Below are 25301 nucleotides of genomic sequence, written 5' to 3' on the forward strand. Positions count from 1 at the left end.
CATGCTATTGCGCGAGCTATCCCGATCTTGCGTTAATCGGCGACCGTCCTGCGTCTGCTCAGAGGCGCCGGCGGTATTCGCTGGGGGTGATTCCGAGCTCGCGGCGGAAGAGCTGCGCAAAACGGCCCGGGTTGCGGTATCCGATGTCCAAGGCGATCTCGATGATGCTGCGGTCGGTCTCGCGCAACAGCCGCCGGGCGGTCTTGAGGCGAAGGTCGAGAAGGTAACGCGAGGGCGACAGGCCGGTGGCTTGTTTAAAGAGGCGGCTGAAGTGGAACTTGCTCAGCTGCGCCTGGGCCGCGAGTTCGTCGAGACTGAAGCCCTCGGCGAGGTTGGCCTCCATGGCGGCGGTGATCTGGCGCAGGCGAAACCCGGGCAGCGCCGGCGAAACACTGCGCGGATCGTCGATGGCCTCGGCGTAGTGACGGGCCAGATGGATGGCGATCGCCTGAGCGGTGCCGCGAATGAGGATCGGGCTGGCTTGGCGGCGCAGGAGTTCACCGCGCAGCTGCATCATGTAGAAATCGAGCGTATCGTCGGTGAAGGCCGAGAGGTCGCGCAAGCGGGCGCGATCGGCATCGGGCCCAAACACCTCGTCAAAGGCTGTGCGCAACACCCGCAGGTCGAGGAAGACCGCCATTGTATCAAAAACCTCACTACTCTGGTTGCGCCACCGGCACTCGTAGGGATCGCCGCCATTGGTGAGGAAGAAGGAACCGCGTTGGATGCGGTGGCTGATCCACGGGCTGTCGCCCTCGCGCTCCTCGAAGATGACGTCGCCGGAGTAGGTCCAGGCGAGGAAGGGTTCATTGACCGCCGGAATGGTGCGGGCGCGACTCACGCGAGGCGGCAGCAAGCGCCAGGCCTTGAGCCCCTGCCACGCCGCGCCGGTGCCCGCATTGGGGCAGGCGCCGCCCACATAGCGCTCAAAGGTTTCAATGGAAGTGCTTTCGGGAACCGGCGTCACGCCGGCCACCGTAGGCACAACCCGCCGAAAGGAAAGTCCCGTGGCGTAAGGGATTCTGCCCGGGAGGCCGGGCTGGTTTTACAGAAGGCAACAAAGCCGTGGGGCAACGTAGCGCGAGCGAGCTCGCGGCCTACAGTGTGGGTTCGAACGCAAAATGTAGGCTGCGAGCCCTGGTCGCGCTGAGCTGCCTCTCTGGCGGATCGATTGCAGCTGCCGCTGGCCGCCAAAACTCCGTAATCGATGCCAGTGACTTGCGGCGCAACTGAAGGCCGTTTGCTTCGCCGACATGGCCACCGAACCGAGCCCTTTTCCTGAGGTCGTGCTGCGTCATCCGCCCCATCGCCCCGAACCCGCTCCCGCGGCTTCCCATTGGGGCAGGACCCTCGTCGCCATGGCCGTCGGCGCAGCGGTGGGCTACGGGACGATCGCCTATTTGGCCAATGGTCTCGCGCCCCTTCCCGGCTGGGGACCCAAGCTGCTACTGATTGCCTGTATTCCCCTGCTCATCTGGCTGGCCACCGGCCTGCACGAGTTGGGGCACCTCCTCGCGGGCCGGCTAAACGGTGAGCGGCTCTTTCTGTTCACCGTCGGTCCCTTCAAAATCCTGCGCACGCCCAACGGGTTGCGGGCCGGAATGGATCGAAGCTTAAATCTCTTCGAGGGCACCACAGTCTGCCTGCCCAAAGATCCGGGAAAACTCAATTTGCGCGGATTCGCCCGGGTCGTCGCGGGAGGTCCGGCGGCAAGTCTGCTCGGGGCCGTGGGCGGCGGTCTGCTCTCGCGCGGAATGGAGCCGGTCGCCGCCATCCATAGCTCTTTTCTGCACAACAGCATGGTGCTGTTCAGCGTCATTTCGGCGCTGCAGTTTTTGGCCACGATCTGGCCGGCCAAAGTGTCCGGTTTTTCCACCGATGGAAAACGACTGCTGGAGCTGCGACGCAAGGGACCGGCGGGGGAAAAAGAAGCCGCGATGCTGAGCGTCACGGCGCTCACCCTCGCCGGCACACGACCGCGCGACGTTCCGGATGAGTTGATGCAACGGGTCCGCGAGCGAGTGGGAAAGGCGTCAGCGGATCGCACGGGACACTACATGACGTATTTGTCGGCGGCCGACTGCGGCAATTGGCACGAGGCGCAGGCACAGCTCGACGCAGCGGTCGACGACACGACTCCGCTGCCAGACTTCTTTGAGGACGGCCTTCGCTGTGAATACGCTTGGTTGCTCGCCACCCGCACCGGAGAGGCGACCACTGCGAAAGCGTGGTTGGACACGGCCGGAGCATTGGAGCTCGATCCCCCCACGCGCTATCGCGCCGAAGCGGCCGTGGCCTTGGCGTCCGGCGACTATGCTCGCGCGGAGGCGCTGGCCGCCGCCGGATTGGCCGCCCTGCCACAAACCTTGGGATGCACCCGAGACCCTTTTTCGGAAGACACCCTGCAAGCGCTGCTCGATTCAGCCCGAGTAAAAGGCGAGCGCACCGAACCGTGAGGCGGGACAGTTTTTTTACCGCAGAGGAACGCAGATGGCCGGGAGGCAGAGCCGGTTTTACAGAAGGTAAAAAAGGGAAGGAAGAGCACGGTAGCTACGAGCGTGAGCGAGTGGATCCACTGGACGGGGAGAACCGCAGGTAGCGGAGAGGCCGAGTGGTTTTTAACCACAGAGGACACAGAGCCTAGGGGCACGTGCATCGTCGACACAGAGGCCCCAACTTGTTCCAGCCGTGCGTAGCCGGTAGGCGAAGCTATCCGTGTCCATCCGTGGTTAAAAACCTCCCTGCCTCCCCGCCCGATCGCATTACGATCTCGCGCTAGCGATTTGAATTTGGAGGCTGGCGGCATGGATGGCTCCAGTGGTGCGAACGAGACCGATTCCCCTGTTTCCCAACGACGTGCGGATGAATTGCCCGCGCCGCCGCCCGAGCGTCAGGAGGTGCTGCTGCGGCGGGAGGTGAAGCGGCTCGACTGGAGCCTGCTGGGCGACGCCACGCTGGGGTTCTTCAGCATGGAAACGACCTTCACCCGCACCCTGCGGGACTTTGTGGTCAATCCGCGCCGCGCGTTCGAAAGCTACCTCGGGCCCGCGCGACTGCAGTTCAGCAACCCGCTCAAACTGCTCATCACGCTCGTGGCCATCTCGACCTTCCTGAACTACCTCGTGGGCAACTTCGACGCGGTGGTGGATGGCTGGGCAATGGGGGCGCAGGAAGCCGGGACGGAGCAAACCCTGACGCTGGAGCAACAAGCGGCGCTCTCCGCCTTTCTGCAACGCTACTACAACCTGCTGGTGCTGGGGGGGCTGCCGGTGGTGGCATTCATCACCCGCTTTGTGTATTGGAATCGCGCCTACAACGTCGTGGAGCATCTCGCCCTGAACAGCTTCGCGCTGAGCGTCACCACCAGCTTCTACATCCTGCTGGTCGGGCCCGCCATCAAGTTTCCACTCGTCATGGCGCTCTACGGGATGGGTTCGCTCGGCTATCAGACCTGGGTCTATCGCCGCGTGATGGGGCCGGGTTGGTTCCGCGCCCTCGCCGCCACCACCCTCTCCACCCTGTCGTCCATGATGATTTTCATCGCCGCCCTCGGCCTCTACGTCGCCTACCTCCAAGCCTAAGGGGTCAATCTTATATTCTTGAATTTGGTTCGACCAAAACTGGCCGCGGGCACCAAAGTCGGTCGAAGTGGTCTGCGGGGGGCATGCTCTACATCTTTCTCGCCATCTGTTTTGTGCTCCCGCCTTGCGTGGTGGCGATCCGTCGCGGCTTCGGTTTGGACTTTGGGGTCAACCTCTTGCTCACCCTGCTGCTCTGGGTGCCGGGCGCGATTCACGCGTTCGCCGTCGTGCTGAAATCCGACGGCACGAAGTCGATCGCCTGAGGGCCTCGTCCCGCAGGCGCTGTGGACCTTCCGCCGCGGCTCGACACAAGGTCGAGCCCTACAGCAGGGAATGCCTCACTCACGGTAGTTCGTAGACTTCCACGATGGCTTCGCCGGTGCTGCCGTTGGCGCCGGCGACGTGGGCGGTGTAGGAACCGGCGGGGAGCGTGACCACGATGGCGGCATCGGCCGAACCGTCGACCAGGGCAAAGGCGCCACTGGCTTGGGAGGCGGCGATGACGCCGGCTTCGTCGGCCCAGTCGTCGTTGGTCGCGACCACTGTATCGACGTCATTGATACGGGTGTGAATTTCCAACACGGGATCGGCCAGCACGCCGCCGAGGTTGAAGGGCGGCGCGGCCAGCGTCGGCCCGACGCCGCGGATGAGCAGGCGTTTGGGCGTGTTGCCGTCGATCACAAAACCGGCAATGAGCGTCTCGTCACCGGTGCCGGCGAAGTTGCGGGCCGAGATATTGAGCAGGCGCGGACTCGTCGTCTCGGTCGCATCGTAGGCCTCGACAATCACGACGCCGCTACTGCCGGCCGGTTCGTTGTTCACGTGCACGGTGAAGGGGCCGGACGCATCGGCGACGAGCGCCGCGTCACCGCTCGACGTGTCGGGTAAAGGAAAGGCGCCGAGGCTGCCGAAGAGCGCGGCGAGCGTGGCGGCCTGGCCGTTGTCGCCCCAGTTGTCGTTGGCGGCGATGGGCTCACCGCCGGCGGCGGCATAGAGTTTAAACTCGGGATCGGGCAGCGTGCCGCCGACGCCGTATTCGCTGGCGAGGGTGGGACCGACGGCGCGGATGAGCACGTCCTTGCTGCCGCCATCCACCACCATGCCGATGATGAGTGGGTTGCCGCCGAGTCCGGCGACGGAGCGCACAGAAGCATTGGCGAGTCGACCCGGTTGTGGGGTCGCGACAGTGATGCGGGCGAGGCGACTCGAGACGGTGCCGGAGCCGGACGTGACCGCGACGGTGTAATCGCCGGCATCGCTCGGCTGCAGCGGGTTGAGGTCGAGGGTCGCAGCGGTCGCACCGGCCACGGCCACGTCATTGCGGAACCACTGGTAGGTGAGCGCACCGTCGGCCTCGGCGATGACGCTGAGTTGCGCGTTGCTGCCGGCCGTCTGCGTGAGACTGACGGGGTGCGTCGTGATGCGAATGGGCGGCACCGTGACGAGCACGGTGGCGGCGGCACTGGTGGCACTGCCCGCGCGGCTGGTGGCGACGACGGTGTAGTCGCCGGAGTCGGTCACGGCGACGTCGTTGAGCGTGAGGGTGGCGCGGGTGGCACCGGCGATGGGCGCGCCGTCTTTTCGCCATTGATAGGTCGGCTCGGGGTCGCCGCTCGCCATGGCGGTCAGCGTAACGGTGGCACCGGTGGAGACGGCTTGGTCGGCGGGCGCGGTGAGCCATTGCGGGGCGGTGTCGACGGCGACCTTGTTGCCCCAGACGGCGGTGCCGTCGGCGTTGAGGGCGGAAAAGGTGAGCAGCCAGCGCGAACGGTCCTGATCCCATTGGCGAGCGAAGACGCCACGGTAGGTGGACGCGCCGAGCGTGAGGGTGGCGGCGTTTTCGGCGCTGAGCGACCACGTGCCGGACTCGGCGCCGATGATGGTGCCGTCGGGTTGCAGGGTGATGAGCGAGGAGGTCTTCACCGTGGCGGAGATGTCCTTGCCGTGGTTGATGAGTTTGTAGTCGCCCACGATGCGGCCGGCGTCGGTGGCGGTGAGGGTTTCGCCGGCGTAGCGTTGCGGGCCCACGACGGGCCAGTCGTCGGCATTGAGCCACATCTGGTGCACACGCACCTCGTGGATTTCGCCGCGGCCGACAAAGCGGGTGTGGAAGACGAGGAAGTAGCGGCCAGTGGCGGGGTCGTAGTAGGCGGAGTTGTGGCCCGGGGAAACGTAACCCTGGCTGCCGCCGCTTTCGCCGGGGGCAGTGGAAAACTGGTAGTTGCCCATCAACTTCACGCCGTGCGGCGCGATGGCGGCATCGTCGAAGAAGCTGCCATTGGGGCCGCCGACCGTGCTCAGGTCGGTGCCATTGGCATCGAGGTAAGGACCGTCGGGCGCGCGGGAGCGGGCGACGCGGATGTTGTAGCCGCCGTCCGCGGCGAGTCCGCCGTAAGAGAGGAACATGTAGTAGTAGTCCGACTCCGGACTGTAGAGGATGTAGGCGCCCTCGATGCGGGAGTGGTTCCGGCCGATGAGGTGTTGGCCGTAGCCCTGGTCGGGCAAGGGGCGACCGGTGGTCGGGTCCAGCTCCATGATGAAGATGCCGCCGGAGTAGGAACCATAAACCATCCAGAGGCGGTCGGCGGCGTCGAAGAACACGGTGGGGTCGACGACGTTGGGATGCACGGCGGCGTTGTAGGGCGTGCCGTCTTCGGAGGTGCCGGCCATACCGGAGTAGAGCAGGACGCTGTCGTGGGCAAAGGGACCGTCGGGTGCGGCGGAGATGGCGAGGCCCATGGCGCTGAGCGGCGAGTCGCCGCGGCAGGCGTTGTAATAAAAGTAGTAGCGCCCGTCAGCGAGGCGGATGGTGTCGGGCGCCCAGAAGGTGTTGGTCTGCGCCCAAGTGAGCACCTCGGAAAACTCGGTGGCGGGGTTGGGCTGGAGAACGTTGCCCACGGTCGCGCTGGTGGAGAGTTGCTCCCAATGCATGAGGTCGGTCGAGCGCGCCGACGCGAGGTGCGAGCCGTAAATGTAGAAGGTGCCATCGGCCGCGCGCATGATGGACGGGTCGTGCACCGTCACGTTGGTGAAGGTGGGCGCGGGCGTGGGGTCCTGGGCGGAGGCGACGATGGCGCAGCCGAGGCAGGCCAACAGAGGGAGGAGGCAAAGACGGTTCATGGCGGACGGGACCTGCGGTTCAGCTCAAAAAAGGGGCGGCCCCCGATGGAGAGGGCCGCCCGCAATTACCTGCATACTGAATAAACCAACATGAGTGGGGCGGCGCGAAGCCGCCCCGGGGAATCAGAACGAGTAACGCGCACCCACCGCGATCGTCGTGCTGTAGATGGAGGACCCGAAGTTGTGGGTGTCGGGATACTCGTAGTAGCTCTGGAAGGCCTCGTCGGTCAGGTTGGTGGCGTCGAGGGTGAGCGTGAGTTTGTCGGTCGCGCGGTAGCTGAGCTGGAGGTCCATGGAAGTCTCCGGCTTGCGATACACGCCGAGCGGATTGGCGAAGAGGGCGGCCTCGTAGTTGTTGAGGAAGTCCTCGCGCCAGACGTAGGAGAGACGGGCGCTGAACTTGGGCCGCTCGTAGGCGAGCACCACGCTGTAGGACGAGTCGGACACCGCGAAGAACGGCGTGGTATCCTCGCCGATGACGTTGCCGGCGCTGTCGGTGATCGGAATGTTTTGCTCGGAATCGAGCGACGTGTAACTGGCCTGAACACCGAAGCCGTCGAGCAGGCCGGGCAGGTCCTCGGGGAAGTAAACGAAGCCGAGTTCGAAACCGGTGAGCTCACCGTTGGAGGCGTTGTCCGGCGCGCTGAGAATGTAGTCGTAGTTCTCAAAGGTGACGCGCTTGCGGAAGTTCACCACCAGGCCGTCGATCTCGCGCTTGAAGAGCGTGGCGTAGATGGCGCTGGCCTCCTGGAAATACCACTCGAGGGCGAGGTCGTAGTTCTTGGAGGTGGTGGGCGCGAGGTTCGGGTTGCCGCCGGTGGCGGTGCCGTAGCCGATGTTGGTGACGTCCTCGACGTAGTTGATATTTGGATTCAACTGCACGAAGTTCGGCCGGCGCAGGGTCTCGCCGTAGCTGGCGCGCAGGCGGAGGTTGTCAGTGAGGGCGTAACGCACCACGAGGCTGGGCAGGATGTCATCGGTGGAGGCCGAGTCACTTGACTGCGCCGACGTGTTGAGGTCGGTGAAGTTCATGTCGGTCTCGACGTCGACGTAGCGCAGGCCGATCTGACCATCGAGGCGACGGTCGCCGATGTAGGTGGCGAAGTCGGCGGAGAGGTAGGCGGCGATGGTGGTCTCATCGACGTTGAAGGTCTCGCGCATGATGAGCTGGTCGCCCACCGCGAGATCGGGCGCGACGGTGCTCTTGTAGAGGTTGCGCACTTCGTCGGCGTTGGCGCGGATGTAGTAACCATCGGCCACCGCCCAACTGGTCGGCACGTCGGAACGACCATCAAAGAAGCCGCTGTTGATGTGCACGAGCTCGGGATAGTTGGCCATGTTCTGACCAAGGCCCGGGGCGTCCTGGGTGCGCTCACCTTCGGAGGCACCGCGGTTGTCATAACGCACGCCGAACTTGAGGGCGCGGAGGAAGTCGTTGCCGACCTCATAGTCGCCATCGAGCGTGAGGCTGGCGGCGTCGCCCTTGCGGTAGATCGCGTTGTCGTAGAGCTGCGCGATGTTCCAGAGGGCGGGGTTGGTGAGGTCGCTTTCGTCGACATCGGCGGTGGCTGCATCGTCACCGAAGCTGAAGGCCGGGAAACCGCCGCCGGAGTTGAAGTCAACGGAGAGCCAGCGATGCACGCGATCGGTGCGCATGGCGAAGAAGTCCTCGGAGAACTCGGTGTCCTGGAAGGACAGATCGGCGGTGAGGTTAAACTTGTCGGTGATGGCCCACTCGCCGGTGAAAGCGTAGAGGTAGCTGTCGGTCTGACCGGTGCGCAAATCGCCGCTCATGAAACCGTAGGGGAAACCGATGTTCTCGCGGGACTTGATGATGTTGGTGCCCGGATACACGACGGTGTTGGCCTCGGGGTTGTCACCGAGCGCACCCCACCAGTCGGCGAAGGAGAAGAGCAGGCTGTTGAAGCTCTCGTTGCGGTAGCCGTTGTAGAAGGCCTCGAAGGTGTATTTCGAGCGCTCGTCGGGCGAGAACTGCAGGGAGACATTCACGGCCGGACGCTCGCGGTGACCGGTGAAGTCGCTGGCGAAGATGGCGTCGCGGGAGAGGTAATACTCCACCGGCTGCCCGTTGAACTGCAGGGTCGAGCCCGCCGTGAACGGCAGACCGGCCTCGAGACCCGCCTGCCAGATGGGGTTCTCGGACACGCGGCCGTTGGTCGGGAAAATGCGTTCATAGGGCACCCAACCGGCCGGCGGATTTTCAGTCACAAACGGCACCATGGCGCCGGCGGTGACACTCTGGTCGCGGTAGTCGGTCTCGGCGTAGGAGACATTGACGAGCGCGCCGAACTTGCCGCCGCTGTCGAGCTTCCAGGTGTTGCTGAAGAGCGCGCTGATGTTCGGGTCGATCTCGTCGTTCTTGTCCTGGTAGATGCCGCGCACGGCGAGGCCCATCTTGGGTCCGTCGAAGTCGAAGGGGCGGTGGGTGCGAATGTCGATGACACCGGCGATGCCCGACTCGATGAGATCGGAGGAGCGGGTTTTAAACACATCCACCTGGCGCAGCAGCGAGGCCGGAATGTCGGCCAGCGCGACCGAACGGCCGGAAGCGGTGAAGATGTTGCGACCGTTGATGGTCGTGGTGATGTCGTTGAGGCCGCGTATGGAAACCGTGGATACCTCGCCGCCACCGCGGTTGGTCACCTGCACACCGGTGACGCGTTGCAGGGCTTCGATGACGTTGTTGTCGGGAAATTTGCCGATGTCTTCCGCCACGATGGCGTCGACCATCTGGACGTTGGCGCGCTTCACGGCGAGCGCCTGCTCCATGCTGTCCTTGAAGGAACCGGAAACGACAAACTCATCGAGTTCGACGACCGGACCCTCGGCGGCAGTGGACGTGGTGGTTTGCGCCAACGCGCTGGCAGAACCCAGGCCGAGCGCCAGAAGCGTGGATAAGGCAAGGGCCGTAAAAGGACGCGAACACGGTCGCGACCCGTCGGGGTGACGTTGCAGGTAGGGGGTCATGATGGGGGAGGTTTTGTTGACGTGCGGGGTGCGTGTCAGGGGGTGTAAGGGGAGGCCGCGCCGGGGACGGTCACACCGCGAAAGCAGCGGCCTCACTTTCCCAATGCGCCAATTGTTCCGCAAACCCGACAGGGGCAGAAAATTCCCGCGCGCAAATCGGCGGACCGGCGCGGTCGGGGCGGTCGTCCGGGCGCGAGCGACCGGCGCGGCGGCCCGCACCACGCGTGTTGTTATCCTCTGCCAAACATTGGCTTAGCGAATGCGCCCACGCGCCGGGCCGGCGTCGGATGTTCCGCTCCCCATCGACGTAACGCCGCGATGATTATTCGATATCGCGCAGCGCCTTGGCTTCACACTCCGGGCAATAACAGTGGGTGAAGTTGGCGTCAGAATGCTCGGAGAGGTAGCTCTCCATGGCGTGCCATTCGTTTTGTTCGTCGCGAATTTTCCGGCAGCAGGAGCACACCGGCAGGATGCCGCGCAGGGTGCGAAGCTCCTTCTGCGCGCGCTCGAGTTTATCGAGGCGCTCCTGCGCGATCTGATAGAGACGGGCGTTCTCGATCACCAGCGGATCGACGTCGCCATCACTCGGCGCACTTTGATCGACGACCTCGTATTGCGTCTCCACGACGTTGTTGGCGGGGTCGAACGTCTTGCGATGCAGCTTCATCGACTTGCCGTGTTTTTCGGCGAGATAGAAGAGCCCGAGATTGAGCGGGCAGGCGAGAAACGGGTTGTCGGAGATCTCGTGCAGTTCCTGGTAGGCATCGCGGCCGTAGAGGTTGTGCCAGATGAAATTGTCCCCCGCTTCGGCCGGCTCGACGTCGAGTTTTTCCACGAAGCCGTTCTGCACAAACAACTCGGTGAGACGGGTCATGTCCTCCGCGTTACCCTGTTCGTCCAGCGGGAAGCCGTGACGCCCGAGGTAGGCGATGACCTCCTTGCCCACGTCACGCAGAATCGAGCCCTGGGCAAAGGCGTTGTATTTCGCGAGGATCCGGCCGTAGGCGACCAAGAGGGCTTCGTAGAGCGCGCGCTCAAAGGCCGGATTGATGGCAAAACCGGCACGCTCGCAGGCAGAGGACGGGGTATCAGACATAGCTAGTTCTTACTATACGACCCCAAGCGCTCACCGCTTAGGCCGATCATCGCAACGCGATTCTTTTGCAAACCTGTTCGATCCGGTCGCGCGTCACCTCCGCAAAGGCCTGACAACGCCACGTCACTCGGTCTTACTCTGACTCCGTGAGCCAGACCACGCCCCCGCCCCCTCCTCCTGCCCTGCCGAACGCCGACCCGACGAAAGCCGATCGTGACCAACTCAAACTGCTGCGGATCTTCCACTACGTGTGGTCAGGCTTCATCGGTCTCGGTATCCTCTTTCTCATCGGGCATTGGTTCCTGCTCCAGTCATTGATCAACAACCCCGAGCTGATGCAGAACAACGCGTCGACGTCGGGCCCGCCGCCCGAGGAGTTCTTCGCGCTCTTCAAATGGTTCTACCTGGTGATGGGGTTCCTGTTTGTGGTCGCCATCGTCGCCAATCTCCTTTCCGCCACCTTCCTCGGTGCGCGCCGCCATCGCCTCTACAGCATGGTCGTCGCCGGCCTCAACTGCCTCGCCTTCCCCTTTGGCACCGTCCTCGGGATCTTCACCTTCGTGGTGCTCGTGCGTGATTCCGTGCAGGCCCTCTATCGGTCGAGCGCCGACTGATACGCCGACCGACCTCGCCCCGCCCTGCCCCATCAGGTCCCGCAAAACGTCACGTAAGGTCCGGCCTCGGCGGGCGCCGGTTCGCGATATTTTGTCGGCACCTCCGCCCCGCGCGCAAAGGGCTGCGTGACCGCGCGGCACAATTCATCAAACGGCCCCAGGTCGCCGCTCTCGCTCGCCGCCGTTAGCGCCGCCTCGACCAGATGATTGCGCGGGATGACGGTCGGGTTGCTTGCCGCCCGCAGCGCCGCCGACGCCTCCGCCGATTCCGCCTGCCGCGCCAAACGCGCCCGCCAACGCTGATGCCATGCGGCCCGCGCCGGATCGCCTCCCGCGGCCAGCTCCACCGCCGGATCCAGCTCCGCAAAGGTGCGCGTGAAATCGGCCTTCCCCGCCTGCATCCACGCCAACATGTCGCGATGCAGCGCCGCGTCCTCCGCCTCCGCGCCGAACAGACCGAGCTTGCGATTGTGCAGCGCCAACCACTGCGCGTCATACTGATCGGCAAACCCGTGCAAGACCGCCGTCGCCCGCTCCACCGCGACCTGCTCATCGCCCGCATCAATCAACGGCAGCAAGGTCTCGGCAAACCGGCTCAGATTCCACGCCGCGATCCCCGGCTGATTGCCAAACGCATACCGCCCGCGCCGGTCGATCGAGCTGAACACCGTCGCCGGATCATAGGCATCGAGAAACGCACACGGCCCGTAGTCGATGGTCTCACCGGAGAGCGCCATGTTGTCGGTGTTCATCACGCCATGCACGAAGCCGACACTCATCCACTGCGCCACGAGTTTGGCCTGACGCGCGATGACCGCCGCCAACAACGCCAACGGCCGCTCCGCCTCGTCGGCCTGCTCCGCGATCTCCGGAAAATGTCGCTCCACCGTGTAGTCGACGAGCGCCCGCAACGCCGCCTCGTCGCGCCGCGCCGCCGCCAGCACAAAGGTGCCCACCCGCAGATGACTCGCCGCCACCCGCGTGAGCACGGCCCCCGGAATCGCGCCCGCTTCGCGCCAAATCTCCTCCCCCGTCGTCACCACCGCGAGACTGCGCGTGGTGGGAATGCCCAGCGCGTGCATGGCCTCGCTGATCACATACTCGCGCAACATCGGCCCGAGCGCCGCCCGCCCGTCTCCACGACGTGAATACGGCGTTGGCCCGGAGCCCTTCAGTTGAATATCCCGCAACGCGCCCGCCGGCGTGCGTTGTTCCCCCAACAAAATCGCCCGCCCATCGCCCAGTTCCACGAGGTGACCAAACTGGTGCCCAGCGTAAGCCTGCGCCAACGGTCGCGCGTCCGGCGGCAACGCATTGCCCGCAAAAATCGCCGCGCCTTCGTCCCCGGCCAACGCCGCCGGATCCAGTCCCAGCGCCTCCGCGAGCGCAGCATTCAACACCACCGAACGCGGCGCCGACACCGGCGTCGGCTCGATCTCAGTAAACAGCGAGGTCGGCAGTTCCGCGTAGGTGTGCTCCAGCTTCCAGCCGGCACCCGTGGCATGGTCATCGGGAGACATGCGTCACGCTCCGCTGGGAACGCCGGTTTGTCCAGCGGAGCGCGCACAAGCATCAGCGCGGCGCCGCCACCGCCGGACGGATCTCGACGGTGTGCGCGCCGGTCGCGCTGACTTCGCGTTCGATCAACTTGATGAGGTGCACCTCCGGGCCCCACATGGCGCGCAGGCGGGTGTCGGTCACTTCGCGGCTCTCGACCTCGGCCCGCAGACGCGAGGCGTCGTAGTTCAGCACCGCGGTCCGCGCCGCCGGAGCGCCCGGCGCTGCGCCGATGCGCACCGTGCCCGCCTGCGACACATCCACCGGTCGGTGGGTCAGGTAATGCAGCTCGCTGGGCTGCGACGGTGCGGTGAGTTGGTAGGTGTCGCTGATGCGCAACGCTTCGCCGCGCTCCAAGTCGAACTCCCGGCGCCACGAGGTGATTCCCGCGGACTCCGGATACGCCCCGGCCAGCTCCAGGCCGAAGATCGCGCGTTCGTCGTTCGCCTCGTAGGAAAGGGCGCTCGCCGCGTGATGGCGGCCGGCGGCTTCCTCGGCACCGTTGATGAGCGGCACGTTGTGCCACCCGGAACGCATCGTCCAAATCTCATAACGTTCCGCGCTGAAGGTGCGCGCGTTGTAAGCTTCCGGTCCGGCGTCGATGAGGAGCGGTTCACCATCGAGGTAGGTAATGAAGGACCCCACGTCGTTGTGGTTGTGGCTCTCGTCGTTGTGCCCGCCTTTGGCGACCAGGTAGAGCCCGTCGGAGGTGCCGCCGGCATCACGCGCGACCATAAACTGCAGGTCGGGCAACCACACGTCGCGCAGCAGCGGCGCCGCGGCTTGCAGTCCGTTGAGTTTGCGCGCGAGGAAGAGCTGCGGCAGCACGCGGCCCATCGAGATTTCCTGCGCCGGTTCGTAGTCGGTGTTCTGCCACACCCACACGCCGAAGGCCGACAACTCGGGATCATCGACCGCCTGCCCGTAGTTGTAGATCAACGCGCCATCGGGAGAGAACTTGGCGCGGGCATCGGCGAAGTTCACATACCAGTCGTCGACTACGTGGGCGCTCATGATGTAGCGGCCCATCTTGTGCACCAGCGGTTCGTCGAAGATCGAGATGCGGCCTTCGCTCGCACTGTGCATCCACTGCAGCGCATCAAACATGCTCGCGCCGGCACGCCCCCAATACCCCGGGCCTTCATCACAACCACCGTCCTCCGGGTAACTGTTGATGAAGATGTCCATCACGCGCTGCGCCTTCTCGACGTGGCGCGCGCGACGCTCCGGGTTTTCCTCGAGGAGGAGCGCGGTGGAGATCCAATTGGAGACAATCCACGGGTTCCAATTGTTGATGGGATGACCCTGCGTGTCCCAGCCCATCCACCAGAAATCAGCGCGCTCAAAACAGGGCTCGAGCACGCGGCGCTCACATTCGTAACGGATGCGCTTCACCAGCATCGGCGACACCGTGTCGAGCTGCGGTCCCATCAGGTAGGAAACCCACGACAACATCGACGCCGTCTCGGCCGCGAACAGATCGACGGTCGGCTCCGACGCGTCCGGCAGATCGTTGCCCGCCCGCTGCATGAAGACGTGCGCCGATACGCCCCAATAGGTTTCTTCGCAGGTTGCCCAGATGCCGTCGGCGATCGAGTCGAGGAAACGCCCCTGCCCTTCCATACACTCCGCGATAACGAGCTTCAGCAAACGGCGGCGGCGCTCGGCCCGCTCGATCTGAAACGGTTCCCGTTTGCCGTCGCGTTTGTAGGCGAGGAAATCGGTCGCGCGCAGCGCCGACCAGGCTTTGCCGATCTCGGTTTCGGCGGCCGTGATCCACCCCGCGCGCAGGTCGGCCGGAATGGCCTCCCACGCCGCCCGGTCGCTCGCGACGGGATACGGTTGCCAGTCACCGGGCGCCACCAGCGCCGCCTGGATGCCGGGCACGTCCTTGCCCAGTTGGTGCGCCTCCGGCGGGCCCGCCAGGAGGTTGCGCGGCTGCAGCGGCGGCGCCGCCGAAATGAACGGGGTGGCCAGCAGGAAGAGAGAAAGCGCACGCGCGAAGCGGCGGCGGAGTCGGGTCGGGATTTGGGTCATGGCGGTTGTATTGAGAATGTGGTGACGTGCGCGACGCTCACGGCGCGGCGGGATCAGGGGCAGGCTCGGTTTCGGCGGCCGCCTCCGGCACAGGTTGACGCTCGGCGGCGCTCGGCAGCGGCGGAAACGGCGCGTGCGGCTCGGTCTGATACCAGAGCGCGACCGAGGTGATGTCGTCGTCGAGTTTGAGATAGGTGCTGGTCGGACTCCAACCGAGCGCCTGCACCGTCACCTTCAGGTCCGCGGCGAAGTTGATCGGGTCCATGATGTGCCAGCGATACATGTTCCAGAAGTTGGGCAGCGGATTGTCGCGCTCCTCCGCCAGCGTGTGACCGGCGTAGGCGGTGTGGTAGTTTTGCCGAAAACCCCAGCTGCCGAGGAAGTAGTCCTCCAACCCCGTGCCGCTGATGGTCGGAAACCGATCGTCGCCATCGATGAAGAATTTCACTTCGCCCTCTCCCCACCACTTCTGGTTGGTCTGCTGGGTCCAGGACAACACCGTGCCGACGTAACGTCCCTGCCCTTTCACGCCGTCGAGGATGACGTAGGGGTTCTGCTCGCCGGACCACCCGCGGCGCCATTGCGCATGCAGGTAACCGGCATGGGCCGGCACCGGCCGCAGCTCGTAGGTGATCTGGAAGGCGAGCAACATGAGGTCCTCGTCGCCCTCGTTGGTGAAGGTGATGCGCGCATGTTCGCGAAACGGCATCGGCCACCAGCTGTTTAAGGCGTTCTTCGGATTCACCGTCACCGCCGCCGAATCGATCGCGCCAAACTGTTCGTGGCCCACGCCAAAAAAGTCCGGCGCCGGCACTTCGATCGAGGGCGTCGTTTCGTCGTCCCAATAAAAACGCAGCACGTGATCGCGGCTGAGTCCCTCGACCATCCAAAGGTGCTGAATCACACCCGGCCCCTCCACATCCATGAGCGTCACCTGCTGACCCGCGTTGACCCGCAGGAACGGCCGCACCTTCCAGCCTTGGCCGAGGTGATCGGCCGCCCGCGCGGAGATCGGCGGGTCCTTCTGATTCGGATCCGGAATCGCCATCGCCGCGCGGCCCTTTTCGCCCGTCATGTTTTCCGGTGTGATGGAGCGCGTCACCGCCCCGGTGAGCAGTGGCAGATCGGTCAGGCCACCGTGAAGGCGTGACCAGCCGGGCGTCTCGGTCACTTGCTGGCGCGGGGTTTGGCAACCAGTCCACAAGATCGCCACGGCCAAGCCCGCGGCCCAGAGGCACTTAGGGGTATGAAATTTCATATCTTGTTTTGGGGTATTTGTTTATACAATTTCATCTCCCGCCGCGTCAATGATGGGCCGAATCGGCGCCTCCCGGTCGCGGTCCGCCGCCTGCGTTAGAAGGAGGCATGGTTGAAAGCCTCACCCGCGAATTTCAGCACTGGCAGCGTGGCACGCCCGGGCGTCGCTTCATCGCGCGCTATCGCCACTCCCGCCGGGAGCAGCTGCAGGTGCTCAGCTGGCGTCGCATTCTGCGCTGGGTGATCGGGCTGACTCTCGTCGCCATCGGCGCCGTGCTGACCGTCGCGCCCGGCCCGGCGACGATTTTCTTTATCATTGGTGGTGGGCTACTTGCCAAAGAGTCCCGCTGGGTGGCCCGCCTGCTCGACGCCGCCGAACTCAAACTCCAGCCGGTCGTGTGCTGGCTGCAACGCCACTACGCCCGCCTTTCTCCGCCCAACCAGAAGCGCCTCCAGGCGGTGCTGCTCACCACGTCCGTGATCGGCATCGGCATCACGGTGACCGCGCTTTTCCGCTGAATTTTCGCCAAGGCAATTTGCATGAGTAGCTCCTCCGGAAATTCGCAGTTCGCCCGAAAACTGGCCGAGTTCGACTTGGACGAAAACCCGGTCGCAAAAAAATCCTGGCGACCCTGGATCCGCACCCTCGCCGGCTTCGGTTTTTGGGCGCAAGGCTTCCTCCACATCGTCGTCGGCACCCTCGCAACGTTGTTGGCGCTCGGCATGGGCGGCGAAGCCGAAAGCCTCGGTTCGGCACTGCAGGAAATCGCCGGCCACGCCTTCGGCGGCGTCCTGCTCGGTCTGCTCGCGCTCGGTTTCATTTCGCTCGCGGGCTGGCGCGTGGTGCAGGCGGTGTGGGACCCCGACGAGATCGGCCACCATCTCACCGGTCTCGCGCTGCGCGTGGGGCTGCTCTTCATCGGCGGCCTCCATCTCGCCCTCGCCGGACGCGCGATTTGGATTCTGTGGCAGGGCGCCGGCGGCACCGATGCCGGCAGCGAAAACGAGCGCGTCAACGCCGCCACCGGCTGGCTGTTGCAACAACCGTGGGGGCAGGTGCTGGTCGGGCTGGTCGGCGTGATCATCGTGGCCATCGCCGTCGCCAACATCGTGCGCGCGGTCAACGCCCGCTTCCGCGAGAACTACGCCCGCGAGCGCATGTCCCGGCGTATCCAATTTGTAACGACGCTGCTCGGTCGCCTCGGCTTCGCCGCCCGCGCGCTGCTGTTGCTCACCGCCGCCACCCTCTTTTTCCGCGCCGCCTGGCATGCCTCTGCCGAGCAAACCGGCGGCATGGCCAAGTCGATGGAAACCCTCCTGCAACAACCCTTCGGCACCGCCCTGCTTGCGGCCACCGGCGGCGGTCTCATCGCCTACGGCCTTTTCCACTGGAGCATGATCCGCTACCGCGGCTTCAAGGCCACCGACTGAACTTTTTATGAAAACACCCATCGAAACACCTCCGATGAAAATCCGCTCACCCTTCCTCGCCCTGCTGCTGCTGGTGGCGGTTGGGACGTGGACTCCACTTCGCGCCACCCAACCGTCCGGCCCCGATCCCTTGTTGATCGAGGCCCTCGGCAATTGGGACCGCGGCGGCAGTGAACTCGCCTTCACCCAGGAGACCCGCATCCTGGAGCGCGACGGTTCCATCAAGGAAACGCGCCTCGAACGCTACGACCCGTCGAAACCCGACCACGAGCGTTGGGCCCTGCTCGCCGTGGATGGCCGCGAACCCACCGCCGACGACATCGAGCGCATCCAGGATCGCCGCAATAACAAGCCCCGCAAAAAGCCCATGCGTCCGCTCGGGGAATACCTCGACTACTCCACCATCGATGTCGTGGCCGAGGATGCCGACACCATCACCTACCAGGTGCTCGCCGACAACGGCTCCGCCTTCCTCGTCGACCTCGAACAACTGCAGGTGCTGCTCACCATCGACAAGGCCACCGCCGACATCGTGAACATCGGCGCCCAGCTGCGCGACGACATGAAGATCGCCTTCGGCATCGCCCGCGTCACCGGCCTGAACATCGACGTCGACATCCTCCCCGACGAAAGCACCGAGGCCACTGCCGGCGAACTCGGCGACGAGAGCCACGCCTCCGCCGAGATGCGCAAATGGGGCCGCCCCTACGAGTTCACCTGGACCGACCTCGAACGCGTGCAGGGCTACGAATCGTAACGTAGCGGCCGCCCCCTTCCAACGCTAGCGCGACCAAGGTCGCGGCCTACATTCCACGTCCATCAACGCACTGTAGGCTGCGAGCCCTGGTCGCCTCCGGCGCCGCCAAAGGCGGGTAAACTTGCTCGCGCTCCGTTGCCCCACCGCCGTGGCCGAGGCATCCCTGCCTCGGCTTCAATCATTCCGACCGAGAGGCAATGCCCATAGCGGCGGTCTTCAGCCGCCGACTCCTCCGGCCCATCAGCCACCCACAACCGAATGCCGGCTGAAGCCGGCACTCCCCTCTCTGTGCCCCCCTCCGTGACCTCTGTGTCCAAACGCCTTGCCCCACCGCCGTATCAAGGACCTGCCACCGTTAGCGCGAGCAAGCTCGCAGCCTACAGTGCGTTTACGGGAGCGGAATGTAGGCTGCGAGCTTGCTCGCGCTAACGTTGCCTCACCGCCGTGGCCTCTCAGTCTTGCGCCACGCCGCTTGCGTCACCTCTCTACTGCCAGTAAAACCCTTTTTCCCAGAAGGGCTTATCCTTGAAGTCACCGTGAGTTTGCGGGGTATCTTTGGAATCAGGATCGAGGTTGAAGACCTTGAGTCGCACTGCCGCCGCATTCTGCTCGGCTTCAGTGCCTTTGCCCACGGAACCAGTGCGCTGTTCTACGATATTCGCATAACTGGCGAGGAGATACTTGGCGTTGTCCCAGCGCCCGGAACGGCGATCCATGACGTGATCCGGCTTTGTGAACATGGAGTCCAGCCAGACCAGGAGACTGCCCTCCGGCAACAACGTCACCATGCTGATATCCTCTCGCTCCTCATTCACGGGGTGCAGCACCAGATTGTAAAACTCGGTCTCCGGATGCTTGCGCAGATAAGGCTCCGTCTTGTCCACCCAGTTCCTCACGCTGTCGGCGGAGGCCAAGTGCACAATTCGCTTGTAAGGCAGATCCGGATACATCCGCACCAGATCGTTCGCGATGATCGCTCCCATGCTGTGTCCGTGCAGATAGATCTCCAGAGTAATGCCTTTTTCGCCAAGCCGCTTCTCAATCTCCTGCAGGCGCCATGCCACCACGGATGCCACCCCGTTCCCCCGCAAACTTGAATCGAGTTCCGGCAATCCATAACCGTCATCCAGGCTCAGGGCGTCGGCTTCCATTGTGACCACGTTCTTGGACCGCCGTAGCATCATCTGCCACGCGGGTGTTCCGATTCCCTGCAGAACGGGTGTCGTGGCAATACGAGTCACTCCCGGAACGATCAGCTGAGTCTGATAGGCTAAGTTTTCCCACGGCCCCAAATCCCGATTGGGTTCATCCCAGAGCGCGAGATGGGGCCCATCCGCCCCACCATCCGAGAAGTATTTCTTCCAACGATCGTCATCCCAATCCCGCTTCAAAGCACCGCCGCGATGGTTTTCCGCCAGCCGGTCAGCCGCCCCGTCCCACAAGGTCTCCGGCAGCTGGGCGACTCCTGTAATCGTATCCGTAAGCAGGTAGGGCACTGCCCGAACATAAGCCAACGGCCCTTGGGCTCGCCCGCCATTGCGCACGCGAAAATACCGATCTCGCAATGAGACAAAGGCACCAGATCGCCAGCTGATGTAGAGCGGGTAATATCCGGCATTGAGGATCCGCTCACGCTGACCATCCGGGAGGGACTCGTTCCGGTTACCACCCGAGGTGAGCAGCTCATCGATGCCCGAAGGACTGTTGAGACCGCCGTGCAGCCACAGCAGCACCTTCAGGGTCTTGGGATCTCCGGTGTAATCCGGCCGTTGCAGAGACGCCTCCATGTTCGCCTCAATGTCATCGAGCAATGCCTCGAAATGACAGAAAAGGTCCTGGTTCCGGCCTCGAATGATCGCGAGTTTCTCAGCCGATGTGCCCCTTTCAAACGGTTGCTCGTAGCGCACGAACAACTGGTTGTCATAGAAAGGTCGATACGCCCCGTCGAAATCGGAAACGATATGGTGCAGCCGATTGGAACTGACCCCGGAACCCGACTGCGCGTTCGCCTTCGCAGGGAGGCCCTGGCACCCCGCGAGCACGAATGCACTGAGTCCGCAGGCGGAACCGAAAACTAAACCACGCAGGAACAAGGGTAGGTTGGACTGGTTCATTTTTGGTATGTGGTTGCAGGTGATAATTAAGCTCACGGAACGTCGCCGTCCGTGATCAGAGCGTGGTTTTGCAACAGCACAGTGTCGCGCAGATCCATGATACGCACGGTGCGTTGCTCCGCCTTCGCCATTCGTTTTACAAACGCAAAGGCCGTCCCGACTTTATCCACCGGAGCGGGCTTCAACCCACGCTTCAGTTTGCGACTGAAGTTGTCCCAATGAATGGGGATCACGGTCTTGGCACAGGTGTCGGTCACGTTGGCCTGCCAATACTGCTGCTGCAGTTTCGCTGATTCCTTCGCCAGAAAACCCACTCCCAGAAAAACGGCGTCGGCCTCCCGACCATTGAACTGATCGGGTTTCGATCCCGCAGTCGTTGAGATCGCAACGCTACCATGCGTTTCGTGTTCGATGTGGAGCGCGAACACCTCGCCACAATTAAAGCGAGAGTAGTGCGCCGGGGTTTCCAAAGGTTGATCGATGTGACCCTCGACGACCGACTGCAGCACGGAATGCGTGCCCACATGGACCGACGGCACGAAGGTCACGGTGAACGCCCCAAATCTCTCCGTCCTGCCTGCCGGCGGCACCTCGATCCAGGGACCCACCTCGGTCGCCGCCGCCGCCCCTTCGTGAATGAAGCCGTAGGACCTCGACCCCATCACAACCGCCCCCGTCTTACTCGCCACCCAAGGCGCGTCCAACGCATGGTCGTGATGGGCATGCCCGACCAACACGGCATCGAGTTCCTGAATACGCGCCAACTGCAACTCCCGGCTGATCACGTCGGGGTCGGGTGCGACCCGACCCACCAGCGTCTGGAAGACTCCCGGACGCGACAGAAAGCCATCAATCATCAGGTTCGTAGTTCCGTCCGTCAGATACAGGGTGCAGTTTCCCAGAAACGTGATGTGCACCCCACTCGCGGCGGCGTAATCGGCCTGCGCCACCCGCAACGCGGCATCTTTGGTCAACGGGTTGTAGGTCGCGCAGCCTCCCCCCATCAAGGCGACGCCAACGCCGAACCAAACTCGGAAACCGCTGCTGTTGCAGCCACCCCGCCCGGGCAGAAAGAAAGGACACCACTGAGATACCCAGGCCATTAGAGGGAACGCATAGAAGGTTGGGGGCAATCGCTATTCCCACGACCGGAAGGAGATAGCGTTTTCAGAACCAAGCACCTTCCAAGCCACGCCACGCCACTGTTACGAATCAGTGGCGATACTGATTGGTCTGCTTCACCCGCTGAAGTCGAACTTCACTTCGCCGCCGACGATCTTGAGCTTCGCATCGAACGCCTTGCCGGCCTTTGAGGTGAATCCGCTCAGCACCTCCGTTTCGCGCTGCTCCAGCAACTGTCGCACGATGTCCGGCGTGATCTCTTTGCGCGCGATCGTTTTCCAGACGACGAAGCGGCAACCGTTTTTCCAATTGCTGCAGCCATAGGCCTTCTTGCCTTCCACGATGTCGCCCGCGCACTCCGGGCACTGGCCAAACGCATCCGTCTTCGCGTCGCTCTTTTCCACCTGCGCGAGGTCGTAGGCCGGCTCGCCTTTCTTGGTGAAACGCAGGTGCGCAAACTTCGCCTTGCCGTTCACCACGATACGATGCGGCGTGAGGCTCTTGCCGTGGATGAGAATCTCGCGCGCCAAGACCGGCGTGACCTCGAGTTCCCACAACACGCCCGGCAGCACGAAGCTGCAGCCGTCGCGCCACTTCGAACACCCGTAACCCGTGCGTCCGCGCATCACCGGCTCGTGGCAGAGCGGACACGGTCCTAGGTTTTTTAAATCGATCGTGGCCTCGGCCTTGTTGGCCAAAATCTCGCGCGTGTAGTCGCACACTTCGCGCATGAACTGCGCCGGATCGTAAGCGCCGCGCTCGATCTGTTTGAGCCGGTATTCCCACTCGCCGGTGAGCTCGGGTGACTTCAGTCGATCGTCCTGCACCAGCGAAATGAGTGCGCGGCCCGACTGCGTGCTGATGAGCGCCTTGCGTTTGCGCTCCACGTAACCGCGCGAGATCAGCACCTCGATGATCGACGCGCGCGTGGCCGGCGTGCCGACGCCTTTTTCCTTCAACGCTTCCTTCAGCGTTTCGTCGGTCACGATCTTACCGGCCGTCTCCATGAGCGACAGCAGGCTGGCCTCGTTGAACCGCTTCGGCGCCGAGGTTTTGCCGGTGCTCAGCGCGGGCTCGTGCGGATTGCGTTCGCCCTCGGCGAAATCGGGCAACACCTGCTTGCCGTCGTCTTCGTCGCCCTCCGCGTCGCCATCGTCGCCGCCGCCGCCACCGCTCTTCTTTTTGCCCTTCGCTTTTTTCGGCTCGTCGTCGTCCTCGTTGACCTCCGGCGCGTTGGCGTAAAGCGCCTCCCAACCGAGGTCGACGATGACCGTGCCGCGCGCCCGAAACGGTTCCTGCGCGGCCTCCGCCTCGACCGTCGTGACCGCGCGCACGGCCGACGGATAAAACACCGCGATGAGCCGCGTGACCACCGCATCGTAGAGCAACGCTTCGTCGCCGCTCAGCCGATCGCCCAGCACGGTCGTCGGAATGATGGCGTGGTGATCGGCGACCTTTTTGTCGTCGATGATGCGTTTGGTGAAATTGAGCGCGGTGAGGTCGAGCGGCTCGATCTCGGTCGGTTTGAGCGCGCGCAGTTTTTCGAGCAGCGGCGCGATCGTCGGCTGCAGGTCACTCGTCAGGTAAGTGCTGTCGGTGCGCGGGTAAGTGAGGTGCTTCGACTCGTAGAGCGACTGCGCGAGCTTGAGGGTGTGATCCGCCGTGAAGCCGTGGCGTTTGTTCATCTCGCGCTGCAGGCTGGTGAGGTCGAAGAGCAACGGCGGATGCGCCAGCGCGTTCTTCTTCGCGACGCTGGTGATGACGAGTTCCTGCCCGGTGACCTTGTCGATGATCGCCTGCGCCTTGGCCTCGTCGTCGAACTTGCCGCCGGTGTGTTTGAAGGTCGCACCGCGGCAGACCGTTTTGACCTCCCAAAAAGTCTGCGGCTTGAAGTGCTCCACCTCCAGATCGCGCCCCACGATGAGCGCCAGAATCGGCGTCTGCACGCGGCCCAGGCTCAGCAGCAGGCTGCGTTTGCCATACTCGACGGTGAAAAAGCGCGTGGCGTTCATGCCCACGATCCAATCGGCCTCACTGCGGCAACGTGCGGCCGCGTAGAGGTGGTCGTAATCGGTGGCGGATTTGAGCTCGGCGAAGCCCTTGCGGATGGCGTCGTCGGTGAGCGAACTGATCCAGAGCCGCTTGATCGGTTTGGCCGCCGCCTCCGGTCCCGCCCAGGTCAGGATGTAGCGAAAGATGAGCTCTCCCTCGCGCCCGGCATCCGTCGCGCAGATGATCTCCTCGGCCGCGTCGAAATGGCGTTTGATGGTCGCGAGTTGTTCGGAGGCCGAACCATCGGAGCGCGGCCGTAGCTTAAATTCCTCCGGGATGATCGGCAGCGCCGAGAGCCGCCACGGTTTCCAATCGAGGGTGTAGTCCTCCGGCTCGCAGAGCTCGATGAGGTGGCCAAAGGCCCAGGTCACCACCCAGCCATTGCCCTCGATGAACCCATTGCCGCGGGTGGTCGCGCCCAGATGCTGGGCGAGGTCGCGCGCGACGGAGGGTTTTTCGGCAATAACAACTTTCATGGACGGGGCGAACGACGGAGCCGAACACCCGCCGATGGGTCAACCGCAGAGGCGCGCCGACGATTTTCGCGCGACCCCGTCTTGGGTCTTGCCCGCCGCCAGACCCTCGTGAAGCTCCCCGCTTTTTCCATGAGCCGCGCGCCTTTTTCGCCCCTCGATTCCGCCACCCAGCAGGCTCTGGCCCACCGCGCCGCCACCACCACCCCGACAACCGGCTCCCTCTCACCCGCGGAATGGGTGGAACTCGATCGGATCATCCTCGTCCTGCACGCCCTCGAAACCCCGGAAGCCTTCGAGGACTTTGTGCTCGGCCCGCTTACCCAGTTTTTGGGCGCCGATTTCGCCAGCTGGAACGTCCACGACCAGCACATGCACATGGTGCGGGTGGCCAACTCCCCCGCCTACGCCTCCCGCATCGCGCCGCTGGTCGACGCCCTCAACCGCACCCTGCCCAGCCACCCGCTGTTTCGCCACTACATCGACTTTGAGTCCGGCACCGTCCGCCGCGTCGAGACCGTGGAACGCACCCGGGAGCACGTCGCCGAGGACACGTTTCGGGCGTTGCCCTTTTACCATGAAGTGGCCGCGCCCCTGCAGATCGAGGATCAGTTGATCATGCAGATCTCCATCGCTCACGCCGGCGGCATCCTGCTCACCTTTCACAGCCATCGCCTGTTCACCCCGACCGAGCACCTCAAGGCCGCCATCCTGCGCGGACACATCCTCGCCCGCCAATACACCCTGCAGCGCCAAGCCGACGAGCACGCCCGCGAGTCCCGCCACGTCCGGGTGCGTCTCATGCAGACCCTCTCCGGACGCGAATTTGAAACCATGCAATGGCTCTGCCGCGGCCTCAGTAACAGCGAGATCGGCCTGCGCCTCGGCATCTCCACCCGCACCGTCGACCGCCACGTGAGCAACCTGCTCGCCAAACTCGGCATCGACTGCCGCACCCGCGTCATCGCCCGCTACGCCGCCTGGCTCGAGGACACCACGGACAAAATTGGGTAAGGTCACCCATTGGGCCGCCCCACCGCGCCCGCTAGGCTGAGCGCGAACCTAATCACCGGCGCCCAAACCGCCGTCCTTCCCAACT

17 protein-coding genes and 2 pseudogenes are annotated in these 25301 nt (G+C 64.1%); 8 read left to right on the forward strand and 11 right to left on the reverse strand.

The window, feature by feature from the left end; translation table 11 throughout:
* Positions 1 to 58: 58 nt before the first annotated feature.
* Entirely contained in the window at positions 59 to 985 is a 927-nt protein-coding gene (locus tag K1X11_RS14390) for a helix-turn-helix domain-containing protein (protein ID WP_221031511.1), read from the reverse strand.
* Positions 986 to 1253: 268 nt separating this feature from the next.
* On the opposite strand from K1X11_RS14390, the gene K1X11_RS14395 reads away from it, so the two are divergent.
* From K1X11_RS14395 to K1X11_RS14405, 3 genes are all read left to right on the forward strand, one after another.
* Positions 1254 to 2456 (forward strand): zinc metalloprotease, encoded by a 1203-nt coding sequence (locus K1X11_RS14395; RefSeq protein WP_221031512.1) that lies wholly within the window; start codon positions 1254 to 1256, stop codon positions 2454 to 2456.
* A 327-nt stretch (positions 2457 to 2783) separates the two neighbouring features.
* Positions 2784 to 3581 (forward strand): hypothetical protein, encoded by a 798-nt coding sequence (locus K1X11_RS14400; RefSeq protein WP_221031513.1) that lies wholly within the window; start codon positions 2784 to 2786, stop codon positions 3579 to 3581.
* An 83-nt stretch (positions 3582 to 3664) separates the two neighbouring features.
* A complete protein-coding gene (locus K1X11_RS14405; protein WP_221031514.1) occupies positions 3665 to 3844 on the forward strand; it encodes a YqaE/Pmp3 family membrane protein in 180 nt (59 codons plus the stop codon).
* Positions 3845 to 3923: 79 nt separating this feature from the next.
* On the opposite strand, the pseudogene K1X11_RS23455 reads toward K1X11_RS14405, so the two are convergent.
* The 4 genes and pseudogenes from K1X11_RS23455 to K1X11_RS14420 all read right to left on the reverse strand — a co-directional run.
* Positions 3924 to 5255, reverse strand: a pseudogene (locus K1X11_RS23455) (immunoglobulin domain-containing protein); the annotation flags it as partial.
* A 30-nt stretch (positions 5256 to 5285) separates the two neighbouring features.
* Positions 5286 to 6701 (reverse strand): annotated as a pseudogene (locus K1X11_RS23460) (glycoside hydrolase family 43 protein); the annotation flags it as partial.
* A 123-nt stretch (positions 6702 to 6824) separates the two neighbouring features.
* Positions 6825 to 9689: a TonB-dependent receptor gene (locus K1X11_RS14415; RefSeq protein WP_221031516.1), complete on the reverse strand. Its 2865-nt coding sequence runs from the start codon at positions 9687 to 9689 to the stop codon at positions 6825 to 6827.
* Between the two features lie 322 nt (positions 9690 to 10011).
* Positions 10012 to 10788, reverse strand: coding sequence for a hypothetical protein (locus K1X11_RS14420; protein ID WP_221031517.1), 777 nt, complete (start codon positions 10786 to 10788; stop codon positions 10012 to 10014).
* Positions 10789 to 10934: 146 nt separating this feature from the next.
* On the opposite strand from K1X11_RS14420, the gene K1X11_RS14425 reads away from it, so the two are divergent.
* The gene (locus K1X11_RS14425) at positions 10935 to 11402 is read left to right on the forward strand and encodes a hypothetical protein (protein WP_221031518.1); all 468 of its coding nucleotides are present in this window, start codon (positions 10935 to 10937) and stop codon (positions 11400 to 11402) included.
* 32 nt (positions 11403 to 11434) lie between these two features.
* Here K1X11_RS14425 and K1X11_RS14430 read toward each other — a convergent pair whose 3' ends face one another.
* The 3 genes from K1X11_RS14430 to K1X11_RS14440 are packed head-to-tail and all read right to left on the reverse strand — an operon-like array spanning position 11435 to position 16254.
* Positions 11435 to 12922 carry a protein adenylyltransferase SelO gene (locus K1X11_RS14430; protein ID WP_221031519.1) on the reverse strand — a complete coding sequence of 496 codons (1488 nt, stop codon included), beginning with the start codon at positions 12920 to 12922 and terminating at the stop codon, positions 11435 to 11437.
* Between the two features lie 52 nt (positions 12923 to 12974).
* On the reverse strand, positions 12975 to 14996 hold the full coding sequence (locus tag K1X11_RS14435) for a heparinase II/III domain-containing protein (protein WP_221031520.1): 2022 nt from the start codon (positions 14994 to 14996) through the stop codon (positions 12975 to 12977).
* A 37-nt stretch (positions 14997 to 15033) separates the two neighbouring features.
* Positions 15034 to 16254 carry a glycoside hydrolase family 172 protein gene (locus tag K1X11_RS14440; protein ID WP_221031521.1) on the reverse strand — a complete coding sequence of 407 codons (1221 nt, stop codon included), beginning with the start codon at positions 16252 to 16254 and terminating at the stop codon, positions 15034 to 15036.
* A gap of 107 nt (positions 16255 to 16361) precedes the next feature.
* Here K1X11_RS14440 and K1X11_RS14445 point away from each other — a divergent pair, with 107 nt between their 5' ends.
* The 3 genes from K1X11_RS14445 to K1X11_RS14455 are packed head-to-tail and all read left to right on the forward strand — an operon-like array spanning position 16362 to position 18441.
* Positions 16362 to 16772 carry a PGPGW domain-containing protein gene (locus K1X11_RS14445; RefSeq protein ID WP_221031522.1) on the forward strand — a complete coding sequence of 137 codons (411 nt, stop codon included), beginning with the start codon at positions 16362 to 16364 and terminating at the stop codon, positions 16770 to 16772.
* Between the two features lie 21 nt (positions 16773 to 16793).
* The gene (locus K1X11_RS14450) at positions 16794 to 17684 is read left to right on the forward strand and encodes a DUF1206 domain-containing protein (protein ID WP_221031523.1); all 891 of its coding nucleotides are present in this window, start codon (positions 16794 to 16796) and stop codon (positions 17682 to 17684) included.
* 34 nt (positions 17685 to 17718) lie between these two features.
* Positions 17719 to 18441, forward strand: coding sequence for a hypothetical protein (locus K1X11_RS14455; RefSeq protein ID WP_221031524.1), 723 nt, complete (start codon positions 17719 to 17721; stop codon positions 18439 to 18441).
* A 485-nt stretch (positions 18442 to 18926) separates the two neighbouring features.
* Here K1X11_RS14455 and K1X11_RS14460 read toward each other — a convergent pair whose 3' ends face one another.
* From K1X11_RS14460 to K1X11_RS14470, 3 genes are all read right to left on the reverse strand, one after another.
* Positions 18927 to 20555 (reverse strand): alpha/beta hydrolase, encoded by a 1629-nt coding sequence (locus K1X11_RS14460; protein ID WP_221031525.1) that lies wholly within the window; start codon positions 20553 to 20555, stop codon positions 18927 to 18929.
* A gap of 32 nt (positions 20556 to 20587) precedes the next feature.
* Complete coding sequence (locus K1X11_RS14465) at positions 20588 to 21658, reverse strand: MBL fold metallo-hydrolase (RefSeq protein WP_221031526.1); 1071 nt, start codon at positions 21656 to 21658, stop codon at positions 20588 to 20590.
* Between the two features lie 135 nt (positions 21659 to 21793).
* A complete protein-coding gene (locus K1X11_RS14470; RefSeq protein WP_221031527.1) occupies positions 21794 to 24205 on the reverse strand; it encodes a type IA DNA topoisomerase in 2412 nt (803 codons plus the stop codon).
* Between the two features lie 129 nt (positions 24206 to 24334).
* On the opposite strand from K1X11_RS14470, the gene K1X11_RS14475 reads away from it, so the two are divergent.
* Positions 24335 to 25216 carry a helix-turn-helix transcriptional regulator gene (locus K1X11_RS14475; RefSeq protein WP_221031528.1) on the forward strand — a complete coding sequence of 294 codons (882 nt, stop codon included), beginning with the start codon at positions 24335 to 24337 and terminating at the stop codon, positions 25214 to 25216.
* Positions 25217 to 25301 lie beyond the last annotated feature (85 nt).

It is taken from the genome of Actomonas aquatica, assembly GCF_019679435.2.
Classification (GTDB): domain Bacteria; phylum Verrucomicrobiota; class Verrucomicrobiia; order Opitutales; family Opitutaceae; genus Actomonas; species Actomonas aquatica.